Annotated in this window: 25 protein-coding genes; 16 read left to right on the top strand and 9 right to left on the bottom strand. The window is 70.0% G+C overall.

The genetic code is table 11. The annotated features are described in order from the left end of the window. The first annotated feature begins 6 nt into the window (after window positions 1–6). From HPF_RS16400 to HPF_RS16340, 14 genes are read left to right on the top strand one after another with little or no spacing between them, the layout of a single operon-like run. Window positions 7–288, top strand: coding sequence for a phosphopantetheine-binding protein (locus HPF_RS16400; RefSeq protein WP_066158346.1), 282 nt, complete (start codon window positions 7–9; stop codon window positions 286–288). Continuing rightward, on the top strand, window positions 285–1,637 hold the full coding sequence (locus HPF_RS16395; RefSeq protein ID WP_165961730.1) for an AMP-binding protein: 1,353 nt from the start codon (window positions 285–287) through the stop codon (window positions 1,635–1,637). The genes HPF_RS16400 and HPF_RS16395 overlap by 4 nt, the downstream gene beginning before the upstream one ends. Continuing rightward, complete coding sequence (locus HPF_RS24165; protein WP_165961729.1) at window positions 1,624–1,929, top strand: 3-hydroxyacyl-ACP dehydratase FabZ family protein; 306 nt, start codon at window positions 1,624–1,626, stop codon at window positions 1,927–1,929. Before HPF_RS16395 ends, HPF_RS24165 begins: the two co-directional genes overlap by 14 nt. Beyond that, the gene (locus tag HPF_RS16390) at window positions 1,926–2,846 is read left to right on the top strand and encodes an LpxL/LpxP family acyltransferase (protein ID WP_207959181.1); all 921 of its coding nucleotides are present in this window, start codon (window positions 1,926–1,928) and stop codon (window positions 2,844–2,846) included. Before HPF_RS24165 ends, HPF_RS16390 begins: the two co-directional genes overlap by 4 nt. Further along, window positions 2,843–3,412, top strand: a complete 570-nt coding sequence (locus tag HPF_RS16385; protein WP_079367193.1) for a LolA family protein — start codon at window positions 2,843–2,845, stop codon at window positions 3,410–3,412. The genes HPF_RS16390 and HPF_RS16385 overlap by 4 nt, the downstream gene beginning before the upstream one ends. Then, window positions 3,409–5,772 carry an MMPL family transporter gene (locus HPF_RS16380; RefSeq protein WP_207959179.1) on the top strand — a complete coding sequence of 788 codons (2,364 nt, stop codon included), beginning with the start codon at window positions 3,409–3,411 and terminating at the stop codon, window positions 5,770–5,772. Before HPF_RS16385 ends, HPF_RS16380 begins: the two co-directional genes overlap by 4 nt. Continuing rightward, window positions 5,769–6,410 carry a hypothetical protein gene (locus HPF_RS16375; protein ID WP_207959177.1) on the top strand — a complete coding sequence of 214 codons (642 nt, stop codon included), beginning with the start codon at window positions 5,769–5,771 and terminating at the stop codon, window positions 6,408–6,410. Before HPF_RS16380 ends, HPF_RS16375 begins: the two co-directional genes overlap by 4 nt. Continuing rightward, on the top strand, window positions 6,407–7,207 hold the full coding sequence (locus tag HPF_RS16370) for a polysaccharide deacetylase family protein (protein ID WP_133157214.1): 801 nt from the start codon (window positions 6,407–6,409) through the stop codon (window positions 7,205–7,207). The genes HPF_RS16375 and HPF_RS16370 overlap by 4 nt, the downstream gene beginning before the upstream one ends. Continuing rightward, window positions 7,204–7,926, top strand: coding sequence for an SAM-dependent methyltransferase (locus HPF_RS16365; protein ID WP_127804991.1), 723 nt, complete (start codon window positions 7,204–7,206; stop codon window positions 7,924–7,926). The genes HPF_RS16370 and HPF_RS16365 overlap by 4 nt, the downstream gene beginning before the upstream one ends. A gap of 25 nt (window positions 7,927–7,951) precedes the next feature. Continuing rightward, a complete protein-coding gene (locus HPF_RS16360) occupies window positions 7,952–9,142 on the top strand; it encodes a beta-ketoacyl-[acyl-carrier-protein] synthase family protein (RefSeq protein ID WP_133157213.1) in 1,191 nt (396 codons plus the stop codon). 8 nt (window positions 9,143–9,150) lie between these two features. Then, window positions 9,151–9,945 (top strand): beta-ketoacyl synthase chain length factor, encoded by a 795-nt coding sequence (locus HPF_RS16355; RefSeq protein ID WP_133157212.1) that lies wholly within the window; start codon window positions 9,151–9,153, stop codon window positions 9,943–9,945. Then, window positions 9,939–10,385 (top strand): hotdog family protein, encoded by a 447-nt coding sequence (locus HPF_RS16350; protein WP_133157211.1) that lies wholly within the window; start codon window positions 9,939–9,941, stop codon window positions 10,383–10,385. Before HPF_RS16355 ends, HPF_RS16350 begins: the two co-directional genes overlap by 7 nt. Then, the gene (gene fabG / locus HPF_RS16345) at window positions 10,382–11,119 is read left to right on the top strand and encodes a 3-oxoacyl-ACP reductase FabG (RefSeq protein WP_133157210.1); all 738 of its coding nucleotides are present in this window, start codon (window positions 10,382–10,384) and stop codon (window positions 11,117–11,119) included. The genes HPF_RS16350 and fabG overlap by 4 nt, the downstream gene beginning before the upstream one ends. A gap of 24 nt (window positions 11,120–11,143) precedes the next feature. After that, window positions 11,144–11,641 (top strand): hypothetical protein, encoded by a 498-nt coding sequence (locus HPF_RS16340; protein WP_133157209.1) that lies wholly within the window; start codon window positions 11,144–11,146, stop codon window positions 11,639–11,641. Window positions 11,642–11,653: 12 nt separating this feature from the next. Here HPF_RS16340 and HPF_RS16335 read toward each other — a convergent pair whose 3' ends face one another. The 9 genes from HPF_RS16335 to HPF_RS16295 all read right to left on the bottom strand — a co-directional run bounded on the left by HPF_RS16335 (window position 11,654) and on the right by HPF_RS16295 (window position 21,091). Continuing rightward, on the bottom strand, window positions 11,654–12,832 hold the full coding sequence (locus HPF_RS16335) for a cation:proton antiporter (RefSeq protein ID WP_079367199.1): 1,179 nt from the start codon (window positions 12,830–12,832) through the stop codon (window positions 11,654–11,656). Then, window positions 12,829–13,590 (bottom strand): class I SAM-dependent methyltransferase, encoded by a 762-nt coding sequence (locus HPF_RS16330; protein WP_133157208.1) that lies wholly within the window; start codon window positions 13,588–13,590, stop codon window positions 12,829–12,831. Before HPF_RS16330 ends, HPF_RS16335 begins: the two co-directional genes overlap by 4 nt. Before the next feature lies 1 nt (window position 13,591). Further along, entirely contained in the window at window positions 13,592–14,362 is a 771-nt protein-coding gene (locus tag HPF_RS16325; protein ID WP_127804983.1) for a glycosyltransferase family 2 protein, read from the bottom strand. Then, entirely contained in the window at window positions 14,359–15,129 is a 771-nt protein-coding gene (locus HPF_RS16320) for a lysophospholipid acyltransferase family protein (RefSeq protein ID WP_133157207.1), read from the bottom strand. Before HPF_RS16320 ends, HPF_RS16325 begins: the two co-directional genes overlap by 4 nt. Beyond that, the gene (locus HPF_RS16315; protein WP_133157206.1) at window positions 15,122–15,976 is read right to left on the bottom strand and encodes a MipA/OmpV family protein; all 855 of its coding nucleotides are present in this window, start codon (window positions 15,974–15,976) and stop codon (window positions 15,122–15,124) included. The genes HPF_RS16320 and HPF_RS16315 overlap by 8 nt, the downstream gene beginning before the upstream one ends. Beyond that, entirely contained in the window at window positions 15,973–17,310 is a 1,338-nt protein-coding gene (locus tag HPF_RS16310) for an NAD(P)/FAD-dependent oxidoreductase (protein WP_079367204.1), read from the bottom strand. Before HPF_RS16310 ends, HPF_RS16315 begins: the two co-directional genes overlap by 4 nt. Window positions 17,311–17,386: 76 nt before the next feature. Continuing rightward, window positions 17,387–19,030 carry an NAD(P)/FAD-dependent oxidoreductase gene (locus tag HPF_RS16305; RefSeq protein WP_133157205.1) on the bottom strand — a complete coding sequence of 548 codons (1,644 nt, stop codon included), beginning with the start codon at window positions 19,028–19,030 and terminating at the stop codon, window positions 17,387–17,389. A gap of 61 nt (window positions 19,031–19,091) precedes the next feature. After that, a complete protein-coding gene (locus tag HPF_RS16300) occupies window positions 19,092–19,889 on the bottom strand; it encodes a beta-ketoacyl synthase chain length factor (protein ID WP_133157204.1) in 798 nt (265 codons plus the stop codon). Further along, a complete protein-coding gene (locus HPF_RS16295) occupies window positions 19,886–21,091 on the bottom strand; it encodes a beta-ketoacyl-ACP synthase (RefSeq protein WP_133158142.1) in 1,206 nt (401 codons plus the stop codon). Before HPF_RS16295 ends, HPF_RS16300 begins: the two co-directional genes overlap by 4 nt. Window positions 21,092–21,228: 137 nt before the next feature. Between HPF_RS16295 and HPF_RS16290 the strand changes: the two genes are divergently transcribed. Next, entirely contained in the window at window positions 21,229–21,915 is a 687-nt protein-coding gene (locus HPF_RS16290) for a COG4648 family protein (RefSeq protein WP_133157203.1), read from the top strand. 36 nt (window positions 21,916–21,951) lie between these two features. Next, entirely contained in the window at window positions 21,952–25,518 is a 3,567-nt protein-coding gene (gene dnaE / locus HPF_RS16285) for a DNA polymerase III subunit alpha (RefSeq protein ID WP_079367208.1), read from the top strand. The last annotated feature ends 28 nt before the right edge of the window (window positions 25,519–25,546 follow it).

Genomic DNA, 25,546 nt, shown 5'->3' with positions numbered 1-25,546 from the left:
CCGACCATGTCCCAAGCCCCACAGACTCCCCTGAACGACCTCATGGCCGAGGTCGCCGCCCTGATCGTCGAGGCGCTCAACCTCGACGTGACGCCCGAAGACATCCAGCCCGACGATCCGCTCTATGGCGAAGGTCTGGGGCTGGACTCGATCGACATGCTGGAGATCTCGCTGGTCATTTCCAAGCAGTACGGCTTCCAGCTCAAGTCGGACAACGAGAACAACGTCAAGATCTTCGCCTCGCTGCGCTCCCTCTCGGAACACATCGCGAGCCAGCGCACCAAGTGAAGCCGATCACCGGTCACGGGCTGGACGATGTCCTGGCCTGGCGTGCTTCCGGGCCGGTGCGGGTGCGCGAGTTCCTCGCCGATGCCCAGGCCGTGGCGGCGCTGCTGCCGGCCGGCGCCGGTGTGCTCAACCTCTGTGAAGACCGCTACCACTTCGCGGTGCTGTTCGCGGCCTGCTTGCTGACGGACAAGGTCAGCCTGCAGCCGTCGTCCCATTCGGCCGAGACGCTGCAGCGTCTGGCGCAGGAACATCCTGGCTGTTTCGCCGTGGTCGACGGGCCGTTCGACGTGGCCGGGCTGCCGAGCCTGCCGTTCCCGGATCTCGCTGCCTTGACCCGCGTGTCGGTGGACCGTGTCCCCGAGATCGACGCGGACCGTGTGGTCGCGATCCTGTTCACCTCCGGGTCCACCGGCCTGCCGCAGCCGCACGCCAAGACCTGGGGCCGTCTGGTGCAGAACGGCCGTGCCGAAGCGGTGGCGCTCGGGCTGGACCGACGGCCGCATGTGCTGGTCGGCACAGTGCCGGTGCAGCACAGCTACGGTTTCGAGTCGACCTTCCTGCTGGCGCTGCATGGCGGGTGCAGCTTCTGGAGCGGCAAACCGTTCTTTCCGCAGGACGTGGTCGACGCGCTGGCCGCCGTGCCGCAGCCGCGCATGCTGGTGACCACACCCTACCACCTGGGCACCCTGCTGGCCTCCGGTCTGGACTGGCCGGCCCTGGACATCTGCCTGTCGGCGACCGCGCCGCTGTGCACCGAACTCGCGGCCCGGGTCGAAGCGCACAGTGGCGCACCGGTGCACGAGATCTACGGATCGACCGAGTCGGGCCAGCTGGCCACCCGCCGCACCACCGCTGGCGCCGTCTGGCAGCTCCTGCCCGGCGTGCGGCTGGTGCAGGACGCCGACACCACCAGCGCCTGCGAGGGGCATGTGGAAGGCGTGGTGCCACTGTCGGACATCATCGAGTTGCAGGACGGAGGGCGCTTCCTCCTGCACGGCCGCCATGCCGACCTGGTCAACATCGCGGGCAAGCGCAGCTCGCTGGCCTATCTCAACCACCAGCTGTGCGCCATCGAGGGGGTGCAGGAGGGGGCTTTCTTCCTGCCCGACGAGGCCGACCGGTCCGCCGATGGCATCACCCGTCTCACCGCTTTTGTCGTCGCGCCCGGTGTGTCGTCGCGGACCTTGCAGTCGGCACTGCGCCAGCGCATCGATCGCGTGTTCCTGCCGCGGCCCCTGGTGTTCGTCGACGCCCTGCCGCGCAACAGCACCGGCAAGCTCATGCGTTCGACGCTGCAGGCGCTGCACCGCCGGTATGTGGGGCGAGGGGGCGATCATGACGCTGTTTGAGCAGGCCTGGCGCGTGCCCGCCGACCACCCGGCCTTTGCCGGTCACTTTCCCGGCCATCCCATCGTGCCGGGGGTGGTGCTGCTCGACCGTGTGGCGCAGATGGCCCAGCGGCTGCGGGGCGGTCCGCTGGCCGGTTGGCAGGTCACGCAGGTGAAGTTCCTCAGCCCCTGTGGCCCGGACGATGAGCTGGTCTTCGCGCTGCGCGACGGTGCGCGGGGCGGTCTGGCCTTCTCGGTGCACTGTGGCGACCGCGAGGTGGCGTCCGGCGGTTTGTTGCCACCCGCGCCATGAGCCTTCCCGCCCCCCCGGACAGCGCCCAGCCCGAGTGGATGCGGCGCCAGGAGCGCAGCAACCTGGCGATCCTGCGCCTGATGGTCTGGATTTCGCTGACCTTCGGCCGGGGCATCGGCCGCGTCGTTCTGCACGTCATTGCGGCGTACTTCGTGCTGTTTGCGCCGGCCGCGCGCCGGGCCAGCCGGGCCTATCTTCGCCGGGTGCTGGGCCGCTGGGCGCTCTGGCGCGACGGCTTCCGGCATGTGTTCAGTTTCGCCAGCACCATCCACGACCGCATCTACCTGCTCAACGACCGCTTCGACGTGTTCGACATCGAGGTCCACGGTGGCGAGGCGCTGATCGAATCGGTGCGCAGCCAGCCCGGGGCCTTGCTGGTCGGGGCACACCTGGGCAGCTTCGAGGTGCTGCGCGCCATGGGGCGTGGCAAGGAGGGGCTCAAGGTCGCGATGATGATGTACGAGCAGAACGCCCGCAAGATCAACGCCACGCTGGCCGCGATCAACCCCAAGGCGATGCAAGATATCATTTCCCTGGGGCAGATGGAGTCGATGCTGGAGGCGCGCGACAAACTCGACCAGGGCTATCTGGTGGGCATGCTGGCCGACCGTTCGCTGGGCGATGACGCCACGCACGAGGTGGAGTTCCTGGGCTCTCCCGCTGCATTCCCGCTGGGGCCTTGGCGCATGGCGGCGATGCTGCGCCGGCCGGTGTTCCTGATGGCCGGTCTCTATCTGGGCGGCAACCGCTACGAGCTGCATTTCGTCGAACTGGCCGACTTTTCCAAGGTCGAACGCAGTGGCCGCGACGCCGCGATCCGCGAGGCGGTGCAGCGCTACGCCGACAGCCTGGCCGATCTGTGCCACAAGGCCCCCTACAACTGGTTCAATTTCTTCGATTTCTGGCAAAAAAAATGATGCGACGTTTTGTGCTGGCCCTGCTGGGCCTGGGCCTCTGGACCAGTGCCCAGGCCGCCTTCGACATCGACCAGCTGATGAGCGAACTGGCGACGCAGAAGGGCGGGAGGGCGCGTTTCGTCGAGACACGCCATGTGGCGCTGCTGGACAAGCCGGTGCGGGCCAGCGGCGAGATGTTGTTCAGCCCGCCGGACCGGCTGGAAAAACGCACCCTGCTGCCCAAACCCGAAACCATGGTGCTGGACAAGGACACCCTGAGCCTGGAGCGCGACAAGCGCAAGTTCACCATCCACCTGGCCAACCGCCCGGAGGCGCAGGCTTTCGTCGAGAGCATCCGCAGCACCCTATCGGGCAACCGCAAGGCGCTGGAGCAGGACTACGCGCTCGCGCTGGAAGGTGAAAGCCAGCGCTGGGTGCTGACCCTGGTGCCCAGGGACGACACCATCCTGGCGCTGCTCAAGCGCATCACGGTCAGTGGCAGCCGGAACCAGGTGCGGCACATCGAGTACCTCCAGGCCGACGGCGACCGCTCGGAAATCAGCATCGACCCGATCGAGGCCCAGTGAAGTCCGCGGCGGTCCGAGTCTTCCTGGTCTGGCTGGCGCTGATGCTGGCCGGTCTGGCCGTGGTCTGGAACAGCCGGTTCACGGCCGACATGTCGTTCTTCCTGCCCTCGAACCCCAGCGCCGAGCAGCGCGCCCTGGTGGAGCAGTTGCAGGACGGGTCCGTCTCGCGCCTGCTGATGGTGGCGGTCGAGGGCGGCGACGAGAAGCAGCGGGCGGCGGTGTCGCGGGCGTTGCGCCAGGCGCTGGCGGCCGACCCGGACTTTCTCTCGGTCCAGAACGGTGAGGCCGGTGGCCTGGAGGGCGAGCGCGACCGCCTGCTGGCGCACCGCTACGCGCTCAGCCCGTCCGTCGCGCCCGAGCGCTTCACCGAGGACGGCCTGCGCGCGGCAGTGACCGACACCATCGACCTGCTGTCCTCGCCCGCGGGCATGCTGCTCAAGCCCTACCTGGCGCGCGATCCGACCGGCGAGGTGCTGTCCATCCTGGGCCAGCTCAACCCCGGCGCCCAGCCCCAGATGCGGGCCGGCGTCTGGGCCTCACGCGATGGCGAGCGCGCCATGCTGCTGCTGCAGACGCGGGTGCTTGGCTCGGACACCGATGGCCAGGCGCTGGCCATCGACAAGGTGCACGCCGCCTTCGAGCAGGCGCGCGCGTCGACCGGCCACTCCGCGCTGACGATGGTCCTGTCCGGACCGGGCCAGTTCGCGGTGCAGGCACGCGAGACCATCAAGAGCGAGGCCAAGCGCCTGTCGCTGATGAGCTCGATCGCGATCTGGCTGGTGCTGTTCTGGGTCTACCGTTCGTTCAAGCTGCTGGCCCTGGGCCTGATCCCGGTGCTCAGCGGCACGCTGGCCGGCATCGCCATGGTCAGCCTGGTGCACGGCACGGTGTTCGGGGTCACGGTGGGCTTCGGTTCGGCGCTGATCGGCGAGGCGGTGGACTACGCCATCTACTACTTTGTTCAGGCCGGCCACCAGGGCGTGGACCAGTGGCGCCGGGTGTTCTGGCCGACGATCCGGCTGGGCGTGATGACCACGGCCATCGGCTTCGGCGCGCTGCTGTTCTCGGGCTTCCCGGGGCTGGCCCAGCTGGGTCTGTACGCGCTCTCGGGCGTCGTCACGGCGGCGCTGGTCACGCGCTTCGTGCTGCCTTCGCTGACCGGGCCTGGCCTGCGCGTGCCGGCGCACGAGGTCTGGGTGCGGCGCTGGATGGCGCTGCTGGGGCAGGCGCATCGTCTGCGCTGGGCGATGGTGGGGTTGGCGGTGGCCGTGGCGGCCTACCTCTGGGTCCAGCGCGACGCCCTCTGGAGCGCCAACCTGTCCGCGCTGTCCTCGGTCACCGCGGACGAGGCGAACGCCGACGCGCGCATGCGCGCCGACCTCGCGGCGCCCGACGCGCGCTACCTGGTGACGGTCAGCGCCGACAGCCAGGAAGCCGCCCTGCGGGCGGCCGAGAAGGCCGGTCAGCGGCTGGACGCGCTGGTGGAGCAGGGCGTCATCGGCGGCTACGACTCGCCCGCCCGCTTCCTGCCCAGCGCAGAGCTGCAGCAGCAGCGCCTGGCCAGCCTGCCGCCAGCCGAGGTGCTGCGCGAGCGCCTGCAGCGGGCGCTGGTGGACGCCCCGCTGTCCGCGGCGCGGCTCGAACCCTTCATCAGTGACACCGAGGCGGCGCGCGCCGCCGGGCCGATGACCCGTGCCGACCTCGACGGCAGCGCCCTGGCCCTGGCGGTGGACTCCCTGCTGATTCACGGCAAGGACGGGCACTGGACGGTGATGCTGCCGCTGCGCCCGGCGCCTGGTGTCCCCGATGCCGCCATCCCGGCCCAGCCGGTGGAGCAGGTGCTGGATGGCAGCGGCGCCCTGTTCGTGGACCTCAAGACCGAGTTCGAGGGCCTGTATTCCACCTATGTCGAGGAGGCGGTCGAGTTGTCCCTGCTGGGTGTGCTGGCCATCGCACTGCTGCTCGCGGTCTCGCTGCGCTCGGTGCTGCGGCTGGCCCGCGTGCTGTTCACGCTGGCGCTCGCGGTGGGCCTGGTGATGGTGATGCTGAATCTGGCCGGCGTGCGGCTGCACCTGCTGCATCTGGTGGGCCTGCTGCTGATCTTTGCGGTCGGTTCCAACTACGCGCTGTTCCTCGACCACCCGGGTGAAGGCGAACCGCTGGACCCGGCCACCCTGCTGTCGATGGGTGTGGCGGTCCTGACCACCGTGATCGGCTTCGGCACGCTGGCGAGTTCGAGCGTGCCGGTGCTGCAGGCGGTGGGCATCACCGTGGGCCCGGGCGCGCTGCTGGCGCTGGTGCTGTCGGCCGTGCTGGTGTACCCGAAGCCTGCTCGCCCGCCAAGCGGGGCCGCGCCGTGAACCCGACCGAGCGCCTGCTCCAGGGGGCCGACACCCTGCTGCTGATGCTGCCCGGGGCGCTGATGACGCCGCAGCACATGGTGCAGGCCGGCCTGTTCGACGAGTTGGCGAAACGCCGCCTGGCGCTGGATCTGGTGGCGCCCGACCTGCACGCCGAGGGTGCCGACAACCGGATCGCGCTGCGGCGACTCGAAGACGAGTGGCTGGCCCCCGCGCGCAAAACCTACCGGCGCGTGTGGCTGGGCGGCATATCGCGTGGCGGGCAGCTGGCGCTGTCCTGCTGGGCGGGGCAGGTGGGTGCGGTGAACGGCCTGTGCCTGCTCGCGCCCTATGCGGGCGGGCGCCTCACCACCAACGCCATCGTGCGCGCCGGTGGCCTGGCGAGCTGGATCGCGACCGACGACCAGATGAGCGACCCGGACGTGCGTCTGTGGCACTGGCTGCTGTCGCCGCCGCCGGCCGTGCCGATGTTCATGGGCTATGGCGACCGGGACCGGTTTGCCGACGGCATGTCGCTGCTGGCACAACACCTGCCGCTGCCGCGCTGCGAAGTGCTGCCGGGCGACCACGACTGGTCGGCCTGGCTGCCGCTGTGGCAGCGCTTTCTGGACGCCGGCCACTTCGACGCCTTGGCATGAGCAGACGCTGGTCGCCTTCCCCTTTTCTAAAGGCGTCTGCCGCGCTGCACGCGGGCGCGGCGGTGGGTGCGGTGGTCGACCCTTCGTCCTGGCCCTGGGTGCTGGGTGCGGTGGCGGCCAACCACGCGGTGATCACCACCGCCGGCCTGCTGCCGCGGACTACCTTGCTGGGTCCTAATCTGACCCGCCTGCCGGCCGCCGCCCAGACGCGCGGCGAGGTTGCGCTGACCATCGACGACGGGCCCGATCCGAAGGTGACGCCGCAGGTGCTGGACCTGCTGGATGCCGCGGAGGCCAGAGCCACCTTTTTCTGCATCGGCTGGCGCGCCCGTCTGCACCCGGCGCTGTGCCGCGAGATCGTGGCGCGCGGCCACCGGGTGGAGAACCACGGTGATTCGCACTCCAACGCGTTCTCGCTGTTCGGGCCTGGCCGCATGCGCGCCGACATCGCTGCCGCACAGGCCACGCTGGCCGACATCACCGGCCAGGCGCCGCTGTTTTTCCGGCCCACCGCCGGGCTGCGCAACCCCTTCCTCGACCCGGTGCTGGCGTCGCTGGACCTGCGGCTGGCGGCCTGGACGCGGCGCCCCTACGACACGCGCGACGGCCGGCCGGAGCGGGTGCTGGCGCGGCTGACCCGCGGACTGGGCGCTGGCGACATCCTCCTGATGCACGACGGGCACGCCGCGCTCACGCCCGACGGCCTGCCCGTCATCCTCTCGACCCTGCCGGTGCTGCTGCAGTCCCTGGGGGCGCAGCGGCTGCGGCCGGTGACCCTGCAACAATCCCTGCAATGAGCCAGACCTTCTTTCCTCTGCTGCTGGATGAGGCCACCAAGGGCTTCCGTTCCGGAGGGCCGTTCGCCCACCACTACGCCCGCGGCAAGCTGGGCACCGACCCGATCTTTCGCGAGATGCTGCGGCGCGGGCTGCTGCCGGCCGGTGGCCGCCTGCTGGACCTCGGCTGCGGCCAGGGCAGCCTCTTCGCGTGGCTGCTGGCGGCCCGCCGGCTCCACGAACAGGGGCAGTGGCAGGCCGACTGGCCGGCGCCGCCCCGGTTCCGCAGCATGCGGGGCGTCGAGCTGATGCAGAACGACGTCGACCGCGCAGCCCACACCTTCGGCCGCGACCACCCGGTGGTGCGGGTGGAGCAGGGCGACATGAACGCGGTCGACTTCGGCCAGGTCGACGCGGTCACGATTCTCGATGCGCTGCACTACTTCGACCATGCCCAGCAGACCAAGGTGCTCAAGCGCATCCACGCCGCACTGCCCGAAGGCGGCCTGTTCCTGACCCGCATCGGCGACGCCAGCGCCGGCCTGCCGTTCCACATCTCCAACTGGGTCGACCACGTGGTCACCTTTGCCCGCGGCCACCGGCTGCCGCAGCTGTACTGCCGCTCGCTGGCCGACTGGACCGCGCTGCTGACGGACCTCGGCTTCGACGTGGAGTCTGCCCCGATGAGCGAGGGCAAGCCCTTCGCCAATGTCATGCTGGTCTGCCGCAAGCACGGCTGACGGCGGTTTTCCTACACTGCGCCCCATGACCCCGCTCGCGCTTTCCGCCTACACCCTCACCACCTGCCTCGGCCGCGGGATCGACGCCACCCGCGAGGCCCTGCGCGCCGAACGTTCGGCGCTGGCGCCATGCACCTTCGAGACGGTGCGGCTCGACACCTGGATCGGCGAGGTCGCCGGCGTCGACGACCAGCGCCTGCCCGAGGCGCTGGCCCGCTACGACTGCCGCAACAACCGCCTCACGCTCATGGGTCTGGAAACCGACGGTTTTGGCGACCGCGTGCGCGAGGCCACCGCCCGATACGGCGCGGACCGCGTCGGCGTGTTCCTGGGCACCAGCACGGCCGGCATCCTGCAGACCGAGCTGGCCTACCGCCACCGCGATCCCGCCACCGGCGCGCTGCCCGACGACTTCCACTACCGCACCACGCACAACGCGTTCTCGCTGGCCGAGTTCACGCGCGACCACTTCGGTCTCACCGGCATGGCGATGGCGATCTCCACCGCCTGCTCGTCCAGCGCCAAGGTGTTTGCCGCCGCCGCGCGCCAGCTGGCGCTGGGCACCATCGATGCGGCCATCGTCGGCGGTGTCGACACGCTGTGCCTGACCACGCTCTACGGTTTCGCCTCGCTGCAGCTCACGTCGAAGAACCCCTGCCGGCCCTACGACGCATCGCGCGACGGCATCTCCATCGGCGAGGGCGCGGCCTTCGCCTTGCTGGAGCGCAGCGCATCGCCCGCTTCGGGCACGGTGATGCTGCTGGGCGTGGGCGAATCGAGCGACGCGTACCATATGTCCTCGCCGCACCCCGAGGGCCTGGGCGCGCGGCTGGCGATGGAGGCGGCGCTGCGCTCGGCCGGTCTTGTGGCCTCTGACATCGACTACATCAACTTGCACGGTACCGCCACGCCGGCCAACGACGCCGCCGAGGGCAAGGCCGTGGCCGCGCTGTTCGGCGACTCCGTACCGGGCAACTCCACCAAGGGCTACATGGGACACACCCTGGGCGCCGCTGGCGCCATCGAGGCCCTTGTCTGCGCGATGGCGCTGACCGATGGCCGCCTGCCCGGCAGCCCGGGCACCGGCGCGCTCGACCCGTCGATACCGATCCGCTACCAGTTGCGAGGTGAAGACCGGCCGCTGCGCCATGCGTTGAGCAACTCGTTCGGTTTTGGCGGCAGCAACTGCTCGCTCATCCTGGGAGTCGCGCCATGAGCACGGCCATGAAACCGCTGCAAGCCTTTGTCACCGGCATCGGCTTGATCGCCCCCGGACTGCCCGACTGGGCCATCGCCGCCGCCGTGCTGCGCGGTGAACAAGGCCACACGCCTGCCCCCACCTTGCTGCCCGTGCCCGAGCTGCTGCCGCCGGCCGAACGCCGCCGTGCCAGCCGCGTCATCAAGCTGTCGCTGGGTGTGGGCCTTGAAGCGGTGAAGCAGGCCGGGGCCGACGCGTCGACGCTGGCGACCGTGTTCTCCGCCTCCGGCGCCGACGGCCACAACTGCCACGCGCTGTGCGAGCAGCTGGCGGGCGAGGACCGCCAGATTTCGCCCACGCGCTTCCACAACTCGGTGCATAACGCGGCCGCCGGCTACTGGGGCATCGCCACCCGCGCGATGGCGCCGTGCCAGGTGATCGGCGCCTACGACGCCAGCTTCGGCGCGGGCCTGCTGGACGCGCTGGCGCAGGTGGCGGTGGATGGCCAGCCGGTGCTGCTGATCGCCTACGACAGCGAGTACCCCGAGCCGCTGCGCGCCAAGCGCGACACGCCCGACTGCGGCGCCGTGGCGCTGCTGCTCTCGCCAGATGCCGAGGGCGCGCTGGGCGTGCTCACCGTGGCGCCGACCACCGAGGCCGCCGAACCCATGCCCGACGCCTCGCTGGAGGCGTTGCGCACATCGATCCCTGCCATGCGCGCGCTGCCGCTGCTGCGCCGCGTGGCGGCCGGGCAGGGCGGCGAGGCGGTGCTCGACTACCTCGCGCCCATGCAGCTGCAGGTGGGCTGGCAGCCATGCTGAGCGCGTCGCTGGACCACGCCTGGATCGAGGCCCATGTGCCGCACAAGGGCACGATGTGCCTGCTGGAGCGCGTGGTCGAATGGAGCGATCAGCGCATCGTCTGCGAGGCCATCAGCCACACCGACCCGGCCAACCCGCTGCGCGACGCAGCCCGCCTGGGCGCCGCCACCGGCGTCGAATACGCGGCGCAGGCGATGGCGGTGCACGGCGCGCTGCTGGCACCGAGCGACGCGGCGCCGACCCAGGGCTACCTCACCAGCGTGCGCGGCCTGAGCCTGCACACCGACCGGCTCGACGACGCGGGCGGCCCGCTCACCGTCACGGCCGAGCGCCTCTCGGGCGACGCGCGCCTGATCCTCTACCAGTTCTCCCTCCACTGCGGCGGGCGCTGCCTGCTCGACGGCCGCGCCTCCGTGGTGCTCGACGCCCAGTCCCTATGAACACAGAAACCAAGCGCCGCCGCGCCCTCGTCACCGGTGGCAGCGGCGGCATCGGCGCCGCCATCTGCGAACGCCTGGCGGCCGATGGCCACCACGTCATCGTGCACGCCAACCGCGGCCTGGAGAAAGCCCAGGCGCTGGCGGAGAAGATCAAGGCTTCTGGCGGCAGCGCCGAGGCTGTCGCGTTTGACATCACCGACCGCGCCGCCACTGCCGCCGCGCTGGAGGCGCTGGTCGAGGTTGCGCCGATCCAGATCCTGGTCAACAACGCCGGCATCCACGACGACGCCGTGTTCCCCGGCATGACCGGCGAGCAGTGGGATCGCGTGCTGGACGTGTCCCTCAACGGCTTCTTCAACGTCACCCAGCCGCTGACCATGCCGATGATGCGCACCCGCTGGGGCCGCATCGTCAGCGTCTCGTCGGTCGCCGCCGTCGCGGGCAACAGGGGGCAGGTCAACTACGCTGCCGCCAAGGGCGCGCTGCACGCGGCGAGCAAGTCGCTGGCGCTGGAGCTGGCGAGTCGCGGAGTGACGGTCAACGTGGTCGCACCCGGCCTGATCGCCACCGGCATGATCGAGGGCACGTTCGACGCCGACGCCGTCAAGCGCATGGTGCCGATGCAGCGCGTGGGCCAGCCCGCCGAGGTGGCGCACCTGGTGGCCTTCCTGGCCTCCGACCAGGCGGGATACATCTCGGGACAGGTGATTTCGATCAATGGCGCGATGATCTGAAAAAAACCAAGGAGTGTCCGAGCCATGGCCATGAAGAAGCGTTTGCTGACCCTGCCAGTTTCCAGCTGTGTGCTGGTGTTGTCGGCGTTGCTGACGGCCACCGCCCACGCCAAGGAAACGGACACCGTGCAGAGCGCCGCCCAGGCCTGCATGCGGGCCTGGGGCAGCCAGCACCCCTTCACCGACACGCCGCCGCTGCGCACCGTGTCGGGTGCGGTGCGGGTGCTGGGTCGCGGCTCGTCGGTGGCAGACCGCGAGGTCACCGACTTTCCCGTGCTCGTGGTGGTGCAGCCCGGCGTGAACGTGCTGGGTGAGAGCGAGATGGAACTGCTCAACCCCAATGGCTGGTACTGCCTGCGCGCGGCGGTCAACGTGGGCGGCGGGCTGCGCATCAAGCTGCACTGCGACGCCCACCTCGCGTCGGCCACCTCGGGCACTTCGGTGCTGGGCGACAACGCCGGGCGCGGCGTGTCGGTCATGGGCGCGATCAGCGTCGAGCGCGTGGGCTGCGCGCGCAGCTGATCGGGCCCGCGTTCAGCGGTGCGCCGACATCCTCGGCGCCACCACCGGCACCGTCAGCATGGTGCTGGCCACGGCCATCAGCAGCAGGGCGGTGAAGGTCTCGCTGGTGATGACCTGCTTGTCCAGCAGGATGTTGGCGAAGATGATCATGATCAGCGCCTTGGTCTGCAGCAGCCAGCCGATGACGCTGGCCTCGCCCGGGCCCCAGCCCAGTACGCGGCCGGCGATGCGCACGCCGATCAGCTTGCCCGCCACCGACACGAACAGCAGCAGCGCCGCCGCGGCGAACACCTCGGCACCGCCGACGGCCCAGTTGGTGCGCAGGCCGGTGGAGAGGAAGAACACCGGCATCATCACCAGCAGCACGTGGTGGCGCAGCTGGTCGAGCCTGTCCTGATCGAACCAGTGCGCGTCCATGATGGCGCCGGCCAGGAAGGCGCCCACCATGTAGTGCAGGCCGGCCCAGTCGGCGCCGAAACCGCAGGCCGCGAGCCAGATCAGCGCCACGTACCAGCGGTCGCGCTCCTGCAGCCAGGCCATCAGGCGCCGGAAGCCCCAGCCCAGCAGCACAAAGGCGATCAGGAAGACCACCTGCTTGCCGATGCGGCTCCAGTCCATCAGGATCAGCGCCAGCACGCCCCAGATGGCGATGTCGTCCAGGCTGGCGTAGCGCAGGATGCGCTGGCCCAGCGGGTGGCGCAGGATCTCCAGCTTCTCCATCAGCAGGATCAGGATCGGCAGCGCGGTGACCGCGCAGGCCATGCCGATGCCCAGAACGAACTGCCAGTGCTGCGCCAGCGGTCCCATCCACCCCGGAAACTGCAGCAGCACCAGCGCGGCGCCGCAGCCCAGCAGCAGCGGCGAGCCCAGCGCCAGTCCGGCGGTGATGCCGCTCTCGCGCCGGTGCTTCCAGGCCTGGGCCAGGTCCAGCTCGACGCCCGCGATCATCACGAACAGCATCACCGCCCACCAGGCGATGCCGTTGAGCGACTGCACCACCGCTGGCGTGAACACGAACTGGTAGTACTCGGGTGACCACTTGCCCAGCACCCCGGGCCCGAGCAGGATGCCCATGATGATCTGCACCACCACCAGCGGCGCGAAGTAGTCGGTGTTGAAGACTCTCCAGACCAGCCAGGGCAGGCTGAAGATGATCAGCATCGCGATCAGGAAGATCTCGGTGGTGTTCATGCCGGGCGCACCCCGGTGTACTCGCGGAAGATGCCCAGCGACACCGAGCAGCCCACGTCGGCGAAACCGGCGCGCCGCAGGGCGTCCATGATGGTCTCGGGGTCCAGCGCCGCCTCGATGGTGTCGCCGTAGTAGGCCCAGAGCTTCTGCACGTCCGCGTGCCGGCCGGTGAGCCGCGCCATCAGCGGCACCAGCACCGAGATGTGGAAGCGCAGCAGGCCGCGCAGCAGGCGGCCGCGCGGGCGGCTGATTTCCATGATGCAGACCTTGCCGCCGGGCTTGAGCACGCGCAGGTACTCGGACAGGACCTTGTCCAGGTCGTCGACATGGCGCAGGGCATAGCCCATGGACACGAAGTCGGCCTGCGCGTCGGGCAGGGGAATGGCCTCGCCGAAAGCCTCGATGGTCTCCACCGACACCTTCTTGCGCAGCTCGGCCAGCATGCCGGGCGAGGGGTCGACCGCGATCACCCGGCCCGTCGGGCCGACCAGCTCGACGCCGGCCACCGTGACCAGTCCGGTGCCGGCCGCCACGTCCACCAGCGTCATGCCGGCGGACAGGCCGTTGCGCTTGAGCACGTCGCGCCGGTACCAGGCGCCGCTGCCCAGGGCGGTCAGGCTCTCGGCGCTGTCGTAGCCGCCGGCCGCCTGGTTGAACATGGTCTGGGTGAGCGCGCGGCGCTCGCCCTCGCTCTTGAAATAGGGGCGCAGGCGCGGGTCGTCCTTGAGCGCGCCTTTGCCCTGGCTGGGGTTGTTCATGTCAGTGTTCCGATCCAAAAAGACGTCGCCAGACCAGCAGCGGCAGCCGCAGCACGAAGCCGATGAAGAGGCGGGTGTGCATCCAGGTCAGCAGGGTGTTGTCGCGCAGGTATTTGAAGTGGGAGACGCCGCCTTCTTCCGCGCTGAGGTAGCGCACCGGGGCGTCGATGTTGAGCGGCCGCACGCCGGCCCAGCACAGCCGCACCACGGCCTCGGGGTCGAAGTCGAAGCGGCGCATGAATCGGTTGCCGCGCATGATCTTCGCCAGCGGCGCGATAGGGTAGACGCGGAAGCCGTAGAGCGAATCGCCCACGCCCATCCACAGCGTTTCCAGGTTGGCCCAGCCGTTGGAGACCTTGCGGCCGTTGACGCGCAGGGCCGGGGCCTCGGGGCCGAACACCGGCTTGCCCAGCACCATGGTGCCCGGGTCGCGCTGCGAGGCGGCCATGAAGGTGGGGATCAGGTCGGCCGGGTGCTGGCCGTCGGAGTCCATGGTCAGCGCGTGGGTGAAGCCCTCGCGCGCGGCCTGTTCGATGCCGGCGAGCACGGCCGAACCCTTGCCCTGGTTGTGGGGCAGCACGATGACGCGCAGCCCGGGGTCGCGGGCGGCTTCGGCCTGCAGCAGCCGGTCGGTGCCGTCGGTGCTGCCGTCGACGACGACCCACACGGGTGTCCATTGCGCGCGGGCCTGGCGCACGGTGTCCAGCACGCCCGGGCCGGGGTTGTAGCTGGGGATCAGGACCAGGTGGGTGCTCGAAGGAGAAGCGGTCATGCGGTTGGGGCGGCGGGCGCTTGGACCTCGCGGCGGAAATAGGCCTCCAGCTCGGTGGTGAAGGCCATGTGGTCGGTGGGGGCGTCGAAGCGCCGGCCCAGGCGGGCCTTCACGGTCAGCGGCAGCACCGGCGGGCGCAGCAGCGGCCAGGCCTTGCCCAGATAGGCGGTGGAAAAGTCCAGCAGCACGGTCTGCACCGGGACACCGGCGCGGCGGGCGATCATGCCCGTGGTGGGCTGCAGCGGGTCGACCGGGAAGTGCACGGTGCGGCTGCCCTCGGGGAACAGCACCAGGTGGGTGCCCTGCTGCAGCGCTTCGCAGCCCCCCGCGATGATCTGCAGGATGCCGTCGTTGCGCACATAGCGCGCCAGCCGGGCGGCCGAGCCGAACAGCGGGTTGTCCATCAGACTCGCCTTCATCACGCAGATCGCATCAGGCAGCTGCGAGACGATGATCACCGCGTCGAGCAGGGAGGGGTGGTTGGCGGCGATGACCAGTCCGCGCTCATGGCGCAGGCCCTCGATCTCGGACAGGTCGAAGCGGCAGGCGCACAGCCGCTGCAGCAGGCCCAGGTAGAAGCGGAAACCCGCCGCGATCACGCGCCGGCCCAGCCGCTGGCCCACGGGCCGCGGCAGCAGCGGGTGCAGCAGCATGGCAAAGGGCAGCCAGGTCAGGCAGAGCAGCGCCAGGGCACCCAGGCCGACGTGCATGGCCAGGTGCTCGTACAGGGTCCACAGCGGACCACGTGGCCGCAGCGTGTCATTCATCGACCGGTACGCGCTCGCTCGATTCGCCCAGCACCCAGGACACCGCCACGCCGCCGGCCACGTAGTTGCGCGTGCGCACCAGCGGGCTGGCCTCGAAGGCCGCGCCGCGCAGGTTGTCGTAGCGCAGGAAGGCGCCCACCCACTGGTTGCCGAAGCGCCTGGAGACACCCACCAGGTACTGCATGCCGGCGAACCCGGCGCCGGCCCGGTAGGCCGCTCGGTCGGCGGTGGCGTAGGCGGCGTCGACGCCATAGAAATACTGGTGCTGCTTGCGGTCGCCGAACAGCGGGCCGGCTTGCAGGCCCACGTTCCAGCCCGGCAGACCGGACAGGTCGGTGAGGTCCAGGTTGAGCTTGGGGTGCAGCACCCAGCCCAGGCTCTTCGGGTTGCGTTCCAGCGTGTAGGCCGCGCGCAGCGGCAGCAGCAGCTTGAGCTGGCGTGCCTTGCCCTCGGTCTGCCACAGGGTCAGGTTCAGCTGCGGGCCGACCTCGAAGTTGGCGCGCAGGTCGGGCATGCCGGCGCGTGCCCGGATGTCCTCGCTCGACGCCGGCGGCGACAACGCGGCCGAGACCGTCAGCTCGGCGCGGTCGGAATCGAACAGCTCGGCGCGCACGCCGTCGCGGTCGGCCTTGAGGAACTCGCCGCGGTAAACGAAGTAGGGCGTCGGCAGCACGAAGGCCTGGCGCTGGTCCGAGCCGCGGTAGGCCGGAAAGCTCACCGCCGCCACACCGGCGCCGGCTTCCCACAGCGGCTTGTCTTCCGCGCCATGGGCCGGGGCGGTGGCACCCAGGCCCAGGAGCAGGCCGGCCATGCCCGGTGCGGACGCGAGGCGGAGCAGGGTCTTCATGCGTTGTACATGGCGGGGTCGTCCACCTTGCGGATGTTGAAGCGGCGCCGCTGCCAGGCCCTGAACGCGCGTCGGGGCTGGGTGATGTTGGCGATGTAGTACATCGCCTTGAATATGAGGATCGAGCGCCAGATCGGGGTCTTGCCGAACACGTCGCCCGCCAGCACCGACAGGATGGCTTCCTTGACGCGGAACACGTTCTTCGGACCCATCAGGAAGTCGCGCATGATCGGGTTGGTGACGCGGTAGATGAACCAGGAGAACTCCTTGGGCCCGTGGCGCATCACCCGGTCGAAACGCTTGAGCGCGGCTGCGGCCCGCTGCGGCTGGCGCAGGCAGGTGTCGATGGTGTCGGCGCCCACCACCGCGCTGTGCATGGCGAGCCAGACACCCGAGGAGAACACCGGGTCGATGAAGGCATAGGCGTCGCCGAGCATCAGGTAGCTCTGGCCGTGGTTGCGTTCGGAGACGTAAGAGAAGTTGCCGGTGGCTTCCACCGGGCTCACCTGCGTGGCCATGGACAGGCGCTCGGCCAGCGGCGGGCAGGTGGCGATGTTGTCCATCATGAACTCCTGCAGGCTGCGCGAGCCCTTGGACTTCATGTGGTACGGCCAGGTGACCATGCCGATACTGGTGGTGCCGTTGGTCAGCGGGATGAACCAGAACCAGCCGTGCGCGAACCAGAAGATGCGGATGTTGCCTTCTTCCTCTCCTTCACCGCGGTCGGCGCCGTGGAAGTGGGCGTAGAGGGCCGAGCTGTTGTGGCGCGGGTTGCGGTGCTTGATGCGGAAGCGGTTGGCCAGGAAGGTGTCGCGCCCGGAGGCGTCGACCACAAAGCGCGCGCGCCAGCGCACCGCCTGGTCATCCGCGTCCATGGCGCTGACATGGGCGCCGCCGCCGTCCAGGAATTCAACCCCGGTGACCTTGACGCCCTCCAGCGCCAAAGCGCCCTTGTTGCGCGCATGGCGGAACAGGATGTGGTCGAAGTCGGCGCGCCGCACCTGGTAGGCGGCGGGCATGGACTTGTCCCAGGCGTCGGCGAAATAGAAGGTCTGGGCGCGGCCGTGCTCCATGGAGACGAACTCCGCACCCGGCTTGTGCATGCCGATGGCCTTGATCTCGTCGGCAATGCCCATCTGTTCGAACAGCGGCAGGTTGGCGGGCAGCAGCGATTCACCGATGTGAAAGCGCGGGTGGTGGGCCTTTTCGAGCAGCACCACCTGGTGGCCTTTTTCGGCGAGCAGGCTGGCCACCGTGGAGCCGGCCGGGCCGCCGCCGATGACCAGCACATCGCAGGAAGGGGCGCTGACGCTGCCCGGGACCGGTGTGTTCATGGCGTGGGATTCGGAATGCAATGCGGAAGCCGCCGGGCGGGTGCCGGCGGAAGCCCCGCATCATAGTCCGTCGCCCTCAGCCGACCGGCTCGGGCAGCCGGCCCGGCAGCAGGGCGCGGGCCGGGTCATTGGCGGCCGGGTCGGGCGCCACCAGCCGGCCCAGCGCGCCGGTGTCGAGCCCCGGATGGTCGGCCAGGGCGCGACCGAGGATCTGCCCGGCCAGCGTGTGCAACTGGGCGTTGGACGCACGGATGCGGGCCACGAAGCCGGCGGCGTCCAGTGTGTCGTTGAGGCTGCGGTTGAGTTCGGCGAACCAGGGCAGGGTGGCCTGGTCCAGCATCACCGCGGGGTTGCGCTTCTCGCTGACCACCGACCAGGCGCGCAGGAAGTCCTGCACCGCTCGGTTGAGCGCCTGGCACTGGGCCAGCTCGGTGCGCAGTGCGGCCAGCGACGACAGGTCGGCCAGCCGGTCGTGGAAGACGAACTGCGCCAGCACGCCCCAGTAGTAGGTGTAGTCCCAGATCACCTTGACCGGCAGCACCTCGGGGTCGCCGAAGATCGGGTACTGGTCCTGGTAGAGCGCCAGCGTGCTCTCGTAGAACGAGTGCAGCAGCTGGTCGAACACCTGCACCCGCGCGCCCAGGCGCTCGCCGCGCCGGTCCATGCTGACCAGCTCGGTGATGTAGGTGTTGCTGATGGCGATGAAGTCGCTGCCTGGTGAATAGAAGGGGTCGAGGAACAGCCCGGCCTCGCCGGTCAGCGCCCAGCGGTCGGCCGAATAGACCTGCTTGCAGCCGTAGGAGAAGCGCTTGAAGAAGGCGAAGTCCTGCAGCAGGTGGCGCTTGCCGTCCAGCTCGTCGAACAGCAGCGGCTGGTAGGTCTGGAACCAGTCCATGGCCTTCTCGAAGGTGTCCATGGTGTCCAGCGGGTGGATGGCCGGGTCGGCCACGATGCCGACCGAGTGCGAGCCCGAAGACAGCGGGATCAGCCAGACCCAGTAGCCCGCACCGACCAGGTGGTTGGTCGAGAGCCAGCGCGCCGGCGGGTCGCAGCGCCCGCGCCACTCGGCGTTGTCGGTCCAGCGGTCGATCTCGATGCGGTCCTTGATCCGGAACCAGATCGCGTGGGCGGCGTGGTTGTTCGGCTCCGCCAGACCGAGCTTGCGCTTGATCAGGCCGGCGCGACCGCAGGCGTCGACCACCCAGCGGCTGTCCACCTCGTGTGGCGATGTGCCCAGCGAGTAGCCCACCCGGTGCAGGGCGGCCGGGTCGGCGGACGACTCGGCCAGGTGGATCTGCCGCACCATGGAGCCCTCGATCACCTCGATGCCGCGGCGGCGGGCCTCTTCGACCAGGAAGTTCTCGAAGATGCCGCGGTCGATCTGGTAGCTGGGCACGGAGAGGTGGCGGCTGGCGCCGATCTCGGTCACCTGGTCCAGGTCGCGCCGGCCTTCGGAGAAGAAGAAGCGGAAACCGAACTTGCGCAGGTGGCGCTCGCGCAGGTGATCGCCCAGCCCCACGACCTTGTCGAAGTAGTGCGCACCGACCTCGACCGTCGATTCACCCACCTTGTGGGCGGCTTCGGGCGCCGGGCCTGCGCGGCGCTCCAGCACCAGGATGTCCAGGTCGGGCTCGCGCTGGCGCAGCTGCAGGGCCAGCGTCAGGCCGGCCAGTCCACCACCGAGGATGACGACGTCGCGGGGAGGGTGTTGCGGATTCATGGCGGCAGTATCGCCGCATTGCTTCGTTGTGGCGGCCTGCGGAACGGGGAAACCGAGGGGTTCAGAGGGCGATGAGCAGGTCCAGCGACTGGTGGGCCGACAGCGGCCAGACCAGCCGCGCCGGTTGCGCGGCGGCCAGGGCCTCGAACAGGGGCAGGGCGGGCGCCATGGCGTTGCGGCCCAGCGCCTGCGCGGCGGGGCTGCGGGCGGCCGGCGCCTCGGTGGCGCCGGGGCGCAGTTGCCAGTCCAGCCGCGCGGTGCGGGCCGGCCCGGCCTGCGGCGCCAGCACCAGCGCCACGGCCAGTGCGCCCTGGCTGCGGGTGGTGTTGGTCAGGGCGCCGACGGCGGCGGTGTCGTAGGCCACGTACAGCACCGGCCGCTGCTCGGCCTGGCACTGCACCAGCGCTTCCAGCAGGCCGTGGGCGAAGCTGTGCGCGGCGCCGCTGACCGCGGTGTTGCTCTGGCCGTTGCGGGTGAGCATGCTCCAGAACCCGGCCGGCGCGTTGTGGATCGAGTGCAGGAACCGGGTGGGCGACACCAGGGTGGGCGTGTGCACCAGGGTGCGGCACAGCTCGTCGATCACGGGCAGGTCGCCGTGGGCCGAGGCAAACACCGCGAGCAGTTGCGCGGGGTCGTGGCCACAGGCGGCCACCGCTTCGTGGGCGGCGGCCAGCGCCAGCGCCACGGTCTGCGGTGCCCGGCGCCGCTCGGCCGGTGGCAGCTGGCTGGGCGGTGGAATCGGCAGCGGCGGGTCCGCCGGAGCGGCCTCGCCCCGCAGCGCGGAACGTGCGACCGTCCAGCCCGGCAGGGTGGGTGACCAGAGCGCGAGGCCGTCGATGTTGGCGCTGAACCGGCTCATGAATCCGCTCCGTCGGCGCGACCGAACACCAGCACGCAGTTGCTGCCGCCGAAGGCAAATGCGTGGCTGGCCACTGCGCGCACCCGCTGTTCCCGCGGTGCCAGCAGCAGCCGGCCCTGGAGGCCCGCCTCGGGGTCGCGGGTGTTCACCGTGCCGGGCAGCAGGCCGTGCTCCAGCGCCAGCAGGCTGAAGACCGCGCCCAGGGCGCCGGCCGCGCCCAGCGTGTGGCCGGTCATGCCCTTGGTGGAGCTGACCGGTGTGCCAGGGGAAAAGCGCCGCCCGATCAGCCGCGCCTCGACCTCGTCGTTCTTGGGCGTGGCGGTGCCGTGCAGGTGCACGAAGCCGATGTCGCCGGTGCCCAGCCCCGCGCGGGCCAGCGCCTGGTCCAGCGCGGCCTCGGCACCCGCGCCGTCGGGGTCGGGGGCGGACAGATGGTGGGCGTCGCTGGACTCGCCGTGGCCCAGCAGCTGCAGGCCACCGGCGCCGCGTTCGAGCAGGGCAAAGGCCGCGGCTTCGCCGATGCTGATGCCCCGGCGCGCCTCGTCGAAGGGCCGGCAGGGTTCGGGCGAGACCAGCTGCAGCGCATGGAAGCCGAACAGCACGCTGCCGCACAGGCTGTCGACCCCGCCCACGACCGCCGCGTCGGCCAGCCCCAGGCGGATCAGGCGCTCCGCGGCGGCAAAGACCTTGGCACTCGACGAGCAGGCGGTGGACACCGTGAGCGCCGGGCCCTGCAGGCCCAACGCCTCCTGCACAAAGCCGGTGAGCGAATGCAAGGTGTGCAACGCCGGGTTGTCGGGCTGGGGCGGGAACACGCCGGTCGCGTCGAGCGCCTGGTAGGCGTCCTCGGTGGCGCCGATGCTGGCGGTGGACGAGCCGAGCACCAGGGCCACCCGAGCGGCGCTGTGGCGCTGCACCACGGCGCCGACCGCATCCACAAAGCCGTCCGCCTGCAGGCCCCGCCAGGCCAGGCGGTTGTTGCGGCAGTCCCAGTGCACCCAGCGCGCCGGCAGGGGTTGGTCCAGCCCGTCGACGCGGCCGACCCAGGTGTCCAGGGGCTCGGCCATCGGGTTGGCGCCGAAGTCGTGCGGTCCGAGTGGTCGCAGGCCGCTGCGACCCTGCGCGATCGCGTCCCGCATCGCCGCCTGGCCGTCGCCCAGGGCCGACACGGCGGTGAAGGCTTGGACGCGAAGCGGAGGAATGGGCACGGTGATCGGTGGGTGGGTGGGGTGGTGGCGGGCATTGTAGGTAGCGAAGCGGGGGCTGCGGACAGGCCACCCCCCGGTAAAATCACCGCTCTGTCCTGTATGGCGCCTGCTGGCGCGCACCCCCCCACCCCATGCCCCCTTCGACGACCGAACTGCCCCCGCCGGCGGCCTCCTCCATTTGGCCCTGGATCAAAGGCCTGGCAGCGGCCCTGGTGGCGGTGGCCTGGGCCGTGGCCTCGCACATGGCGGCCGGGCAGAGCGAACCCTCCGGCTGGGGCGCAGCCCTGGCGCTGGCGCCGGTGGTCACGGCCCTGGTGCTGGGACTGTGGAGCCTGCCGGCGCGCTGGCTGGGCCTGACGGGCCTGGCCCTGATGGCGGCCCTGCTGGTCGGCGCCTGGCCCTGGCTCACCGCCCGCGTGCCGCTGCTGTTCTTTCTGGACCAGACCGGCGTCTATATATTGATGGCGGTGGTGTTCGGCCGCACCCTGCGGGGGCCGGGCGAGTCGCTGGTGACCCAGATGGCGCGGCTGGTCCACGGCGGGGTGCTGTCGGCCCGGCAACTGGTCTACACCCGCGGGGTCACCATCGCCTGGAGCCTGTTTTTCCTGGTCATGGCCCTGGTGTCGGTGGCGCTGTTCCTGTGGGCACCCACGCCGGTCTGGTCGACCTTCGCCTACCTGCTGGGCGGCCCGCTGATCGGCCTGATGTTCCTGGGCGAATTCCTCTGGCGCCGCCACGCGCTGGCCGGCGAGGACAAGGCCACCATCGCCGACGCCATCCGCGCCTGGAAGGCGCACAACGCCGACAAGGCGCCCTGATTTTTTCCGCCCGCCACCCGCGGGCCGTTTGCACCGATGTTCATCCACCTGCGCCTGCACACCGAGTTTTCCGTCGTCGACGGCACCAACCGCATCGACGACGCTGTGGCCGCGGCGCAGGCCGACGGCCAGCCCGCGCTGGCGATCACCGACCTCAACAACCTGTTCGGTGCGGTCAAGTTCTACAAGGCCGCCCGCGGGGCCGGCGTCAAGCCGGTGCTGGGGGCCGAGGTGTCGCTGGCCGGCTTCACCGACGAAACGCCGGGTGCCATGCCCGGTGCCCACCAGCCGCCGGCGCCGCGCGTGATCCTGCTGGTGCAGGACAAGCAGGGCTACCTCAACCTCAGCGAGCTGCTCGCCCGCGCCTGGACGCGCAGCGACGGCCGGGCCGGCGCGGTGGTGCAGCGCGAATGGCTGGAGGAACTCAACGCCGGCCTGCTGATGCTCTCCGGCGCGCAAGCCGGCCCCGTGGGGCAGGCGCTGGTGCAGGGCGATGCGCAGCGCGCCGCCGACCTGGCGCTGCAGCTGGCCAGCCTGTTCCCGCACCGGTTCTACATCGAGCTGCAGCGCGCGGGCCGTGCCGACGACGAGCGCCATGTGATCGCCGCGGTGCAGCTCGCCGCGCGCCTGCACCTGCCGGTGGTGGCGACGCACCCGGTGCAGTTTCTGGCCGAGGACGACTACGAGGCGCACGAGGCGCGGGTCTGCATCGCCGAGGGCGAGATCCTGGCCAACAACCGCCGGGTGCGCCGTTTCACGCGCGAGCAGTACTTCAAGTCCTCGGCGCAGATGGAAGCGCTGTTCGCCGACATCCCCTCGGCCATCGCCAACACGCTGGAGATTGCCAAGCGCTGCAACCTGACCCTGGTGCTGGGCAAGCCGCAGCTGCCGAACTTTCCGATCCCGCCGGTGGACGGCCGCATCATGTCGGTGGAGGAGTACTTCCGCCACGTGTCCTACGAGGGACTGGAAGGGCGTCTGAAGCACCTCTTCCCCGACGAGGCCAAGCGCGAGGAGCAGCGCCCGCGCTACGTCGAGCGGCTGGAGTTCGAGCTCAACACCATCCTGAAGATGGGGTTTCCGGGCTACTTCCTGATCGTGTCGGACTTCATCAAGTGGGCCAAGGAAAACGGCTGCCCGGTGGGGCCGGGCCGGGGTTCCGGGGCCGGTTCGCTGGTGGCCTACGCGCTGCTCATCACCGACCTCGACCCGCTGCAGTACAACCTGCTGTTCGAGCGCTTCCTGAACCCGGAGCGGGTCTCCATGCCCGACTTCGACATCGACTTCTGCCAGTCCAATCGCGACCGGGTGATCGACTACGTGAAGGACCGCTACGGCAAGGACGCGGTGAGCCAGATCGCCACCTTCGGCACCATGGCCGCGCGCGCGGCCATCCGCGACGTGGGCCGGGTGCTCGACTTCTCCTACGGCTTCTGCGACGGCATCTCAAAGCTCATCCCCAACAAGCCGGGGATGAGCGTGACGCTGCAGTACCCGCCCAACCCAAAGAAGGAGGGCGACAAAAACAACTACGCCATCGAGATGGAGCCCATCCTGGCGGAGCGCATCGAGAAGGAAGAGGACGTCAGGACCCTGATCGAGCTGGCGCAGAAGCTCGAGGGCATGACCCGCAACATCGGCATGCACGCCGGTGGCGTGCTGATCGCGCCGGGCAAGCTGACCGACTTCTGCCCGCTCTACCAGCAGCCGGGCAGCGAATCGGCGGTGAGCCAGTACGACAAGGACGATGTGGAAGCCATCGGCCTGGTGAAGTTCGACTTCCTGGGCCTGGCCACGCTGACCATCCTGGAGATCGCGCGCGAGTTCATCATGAAGCGCCACAAGGGCCAGGAGAACTTCCGCTTCGAGGACGTGCCACTGGACGACAAGGCCGTGTACGCGCTGTTCTCCAAGGGCCAGACCGAGGCCGTGTTCCAGTTTGAAAGCCGCGGCATGCAGGGCATGCTGCGCGACGCCAAACCCAGCCGGCTGGAAGACCTGATCGCCCTGAACGCGCTCTACCGCCCAGGCCCGATGGACCTGATCCCCAGCTTCGTGGCGCGCAAGCACGGGCGCGAGGTGGTCGAGTACCCGCACCCCCTGGTGGAGCCGGTGCTGGCCGAGACCTACGGGATCATGGTCTACCAGGAGCAGGTGATGCAGACCGCCCAGGTGCTGGGCGGCTACTCGCTGGGCGGCGCCGACATGCTGCGCCGGGCCATGGGCAAGAAGAAACCCGAGGAGATGGCCGAGCACCGCCTGATCTTCCGCAAGGGCGCGGCCGAGAAGGGCATCAGCGAACAGAAGGCCGACGAGGTCTTCGACCTGATGGAGAAGTTCGCCGGCTACGGTTTCAACAAGTCGCACGCCGCCGCTTACTCGCTGCTGGCCTACCACACGGCCTGGCTCAAGGTGCACTACACGGCCGAGTTCTTCTGCGGCAACATGACCGTGGAAATGGACGACACCGACAAGCTCAAGGTGTTGTGGGAGGACGCGCGCAAGATGGGCATGGCCTTCGAGCCGCCCGACGTGAACCGCGGCGGCTACCGTTTCGAGCCGGTCACCGACAAGCTCATCCGCTACGGCCTGGGGGCCGTCAAGGGCACGGGCCAGCAGGCGATCGAAGCCATCGTTGCGGCGCGCGAAGGGCGCGGCGAAGGCCCGAACGGCGACGAAAAAGGCCCGTTCACCAGCCTGTTCAATTTCTGCCTGCGGGTGGACCGCCAGCGCATCAACAAGCGCACGGTGGAGGCGCTGATCAAGGCGGGGGCCTTCGATGCGCTCAACCTCAACCGGGCCGAGCTGCTGGCCTCGCTGGACGTGGCCTTCGAGTACGCCGCGGCCACCCAGGCCAACGCCCACCAGGGCGGGCTTTTCGACATGCTGGGCGGCGACGACCATGGTTCCAGCACGCAGGAGCCGGCCTACGAGACCACCACGCCCTGGGGTGTGAAGGAGCGGCTGACGCACGAGAAGACCGCCATCGGGTTCTACTTCTCGGGCCACCTGTTCGACGAGGTCGAGCGCGAGGTGCGGCGCTTCGCGCGCACGCCGCTGGCCGACGTGAAGGAAAGCCGCGACCCGGTGATCCTGGCCGGCATCGTCTCGGACTTCCGCGTCATCAACGGACAGCGCGGCAAGCTGGCCTTCTTCAAGCTCGACGACAAGAGCGGCGTGCTGGAGGTCAGTGCCGACGAGCACCTGATCAACCAGTACCGCCACCTGCTCAAGGACGACGAGCTGCTGGTCGTACAGGCGACCGTGCAGCCGGACCGCTTCTCCGGCGGGTTGCGGCTGAAGATCCAGCAGATCTGGGACCTGGCGGCCGCCCGCTGTCGTTTCGGCAAGTACCTGCGCGTGGCGGTCAACGGCCACGCACCGGCCATTGCCCAGCTGGTGCGCGACTTCCCGCCCCGGCGCGAAGACACCGAGCAGGGCGAACTGGTCCGTGGGCTGGGGGTGCGGCTGATGATCGAGCGCGCCGGCGCGCGCTGCGAGCTGCAGCTGGACGACCGGGCGCTGTTTTTCCCCACCGATGCGGCGCTGGCCAGCTGGATGGCGCAGGCCCACGAGCGGCGCGCCGAGATCGTGTTCGACTGACCGCTGCCATCTGGTCGTGGCAAAACGC

This window comes from Hydrogenophaga pseudoflava, from assembly GCF_004353865.1.
Taxonomy (GTDB): Bacteria; Pseudomonadota; Gammaproteobacteria; order Burkholderiales; family Burkholderiaceae_C; genus Hydrogenophaga; species Hydrogenophaga pseudoflava.
The sequence above is the reverse complement of the archived record's forward strand: the minus strand, read 5'-3'. Positions and strand labels throughout refer to the sequence as shown.

Coding starts and splice junctions, on each gene's coding strand:
- HPF_RS16400 (WP_066158346.1), top strand. CDS start 7: ATGTCCCAAGCCCCACAGACTCCCCTGAACGACCTCATGGCCGAGGTC.
- HPF_RS24165 (WP_165961729.1), top strand. CDS start 1,624: ATGACGCTGTTTGAGCAGGCCTGGCGCGTGCCCGCCGACCACCCGGCC.
- HPF_RS16390 (WP_207959181.1), top strand. CDS start 1,926: ATGAGCCTTCCCGCCCCCCCGGACAGCGCCCAGCCCGAGTGGATGCGG.
- HPF_RS16385 (WP_079367193.1), top strand. CDS start 2,843: ATGATGCGACGTTTTGTGCTGGCCCTGCTGGGCCTGGGCCTCTGGACC.
- HPF_RS16370 (WP_133157214.1), top strand. CDS start 6,407: ATGAGCAGACGCTGGTCGCCTTCCCCTTTTCTAAAGGCGTCTGCCGCG.
- HPF_RS16365 (WP_127804991.1), top strand. CDS start 7,204: ATGAGCCAGACCTTCTTTCCTCTGCTGCTGGATGAGGCCACCAAGGGC.
- HPF_RS16360 (WP_133157213.1), top strand. CDS start 7,952: ATGACCCCGCTCGCGCTTTCCGCCTACACCCTCACCACCTGCCTCGGC.
- HPF_RS16355 (WP_133157212.1), top strand. CDS start 9,151: ATGAAACCGCTGCAAGCCTTTGTCACCGGCATCGGCTTGATCGCCCCC.
- HPF_RS16350 (WP_133157211.1), top strand. CDS start 9,939: ATGCTGAGCGCGTCGCTGGACCACGCCTGGATCGAGGCCCATGTGCCG.
- fabG (WP_133157210.1), top strand. CDS start 10,382: ATGAACACAGAAACCAAGCGCCGCCGCGCCCTCGTCACCGGTGGCAGC.
- HPF_RS16340 (WP_133157209.1), top strand. CDS start 11,144: ATGGCCATGAAGAAGCGTTTGCTGACCCTGCCAGTTTCCAGCTGTGTG.
- HPF_RS16335 (WP_079367199.1), bottom strand. CDS start 12,832: ATGAACACCACCGAGATCTTCCTGATCGCGATGCTGATCATCTTCAGC.
- HPF_RS16330 (WP_133157208.1), bottom strand. CDS start 13,590: ATGAACAACCCCAGCCAGGGCAAAGGCGCGCTCAAGGACGACCCGCGC.
- HPF_RS16325 (WP_127804983.1), bottom strand. CDS start 14,362: ATGACCGCTTCTCCTTCGAGCACCCACCTGGTCCTGATCCCCAGCTAC.
- HPF_RS16320 (WP_133157207.1), bottom strand. CDS start 15,129: ATGAATGACACGCTGCGGCCACGTGGTCCGCTGTGGACCCTGTACGAG.
- HPF_RS16315 (WP_133157206.1), bottom strand. CDS start 15,976: ATGAAGACCCTGCTCCGCCTCGCGTCCGCACCGGGCATGGCCGGCCTG.
- HPF_RS16310 (WP_079367204.1), bottom strand. CDS start 17,310: ATGAACACACCGGTCCCGGGCAGCGTCAGCGCCCCTTCCTGCGATGTG.
- HPF_RS16305 (WP_133157205.1), bottom strand. CDS start 19,030: ATGAATCCGCAACACCCTCCCCGCGACGTCGTCATCCTCGGTGGTGGA.
- HPF_RS16300 (WP_133157204.1), bottom strand. CDS start 19,889: ATGAGCCGGTTCAGCGCCAACATCGACGGCCTCGCGCTCTGGTCACCC.
- HPF_RS16290 (WP_133157203.1), top strand. CDS start 21,229: ATGCCCCCTTCGACGACCGAACTGCCCCCGCCGGCGGCCTCCTCCATT.
- dnaE (WP_079367208.1), top strand. CDS start 21,952: ATGTTCATCCACCTGCGCCTGCACACCGAGTTTTCCGTCGTCGACGGC.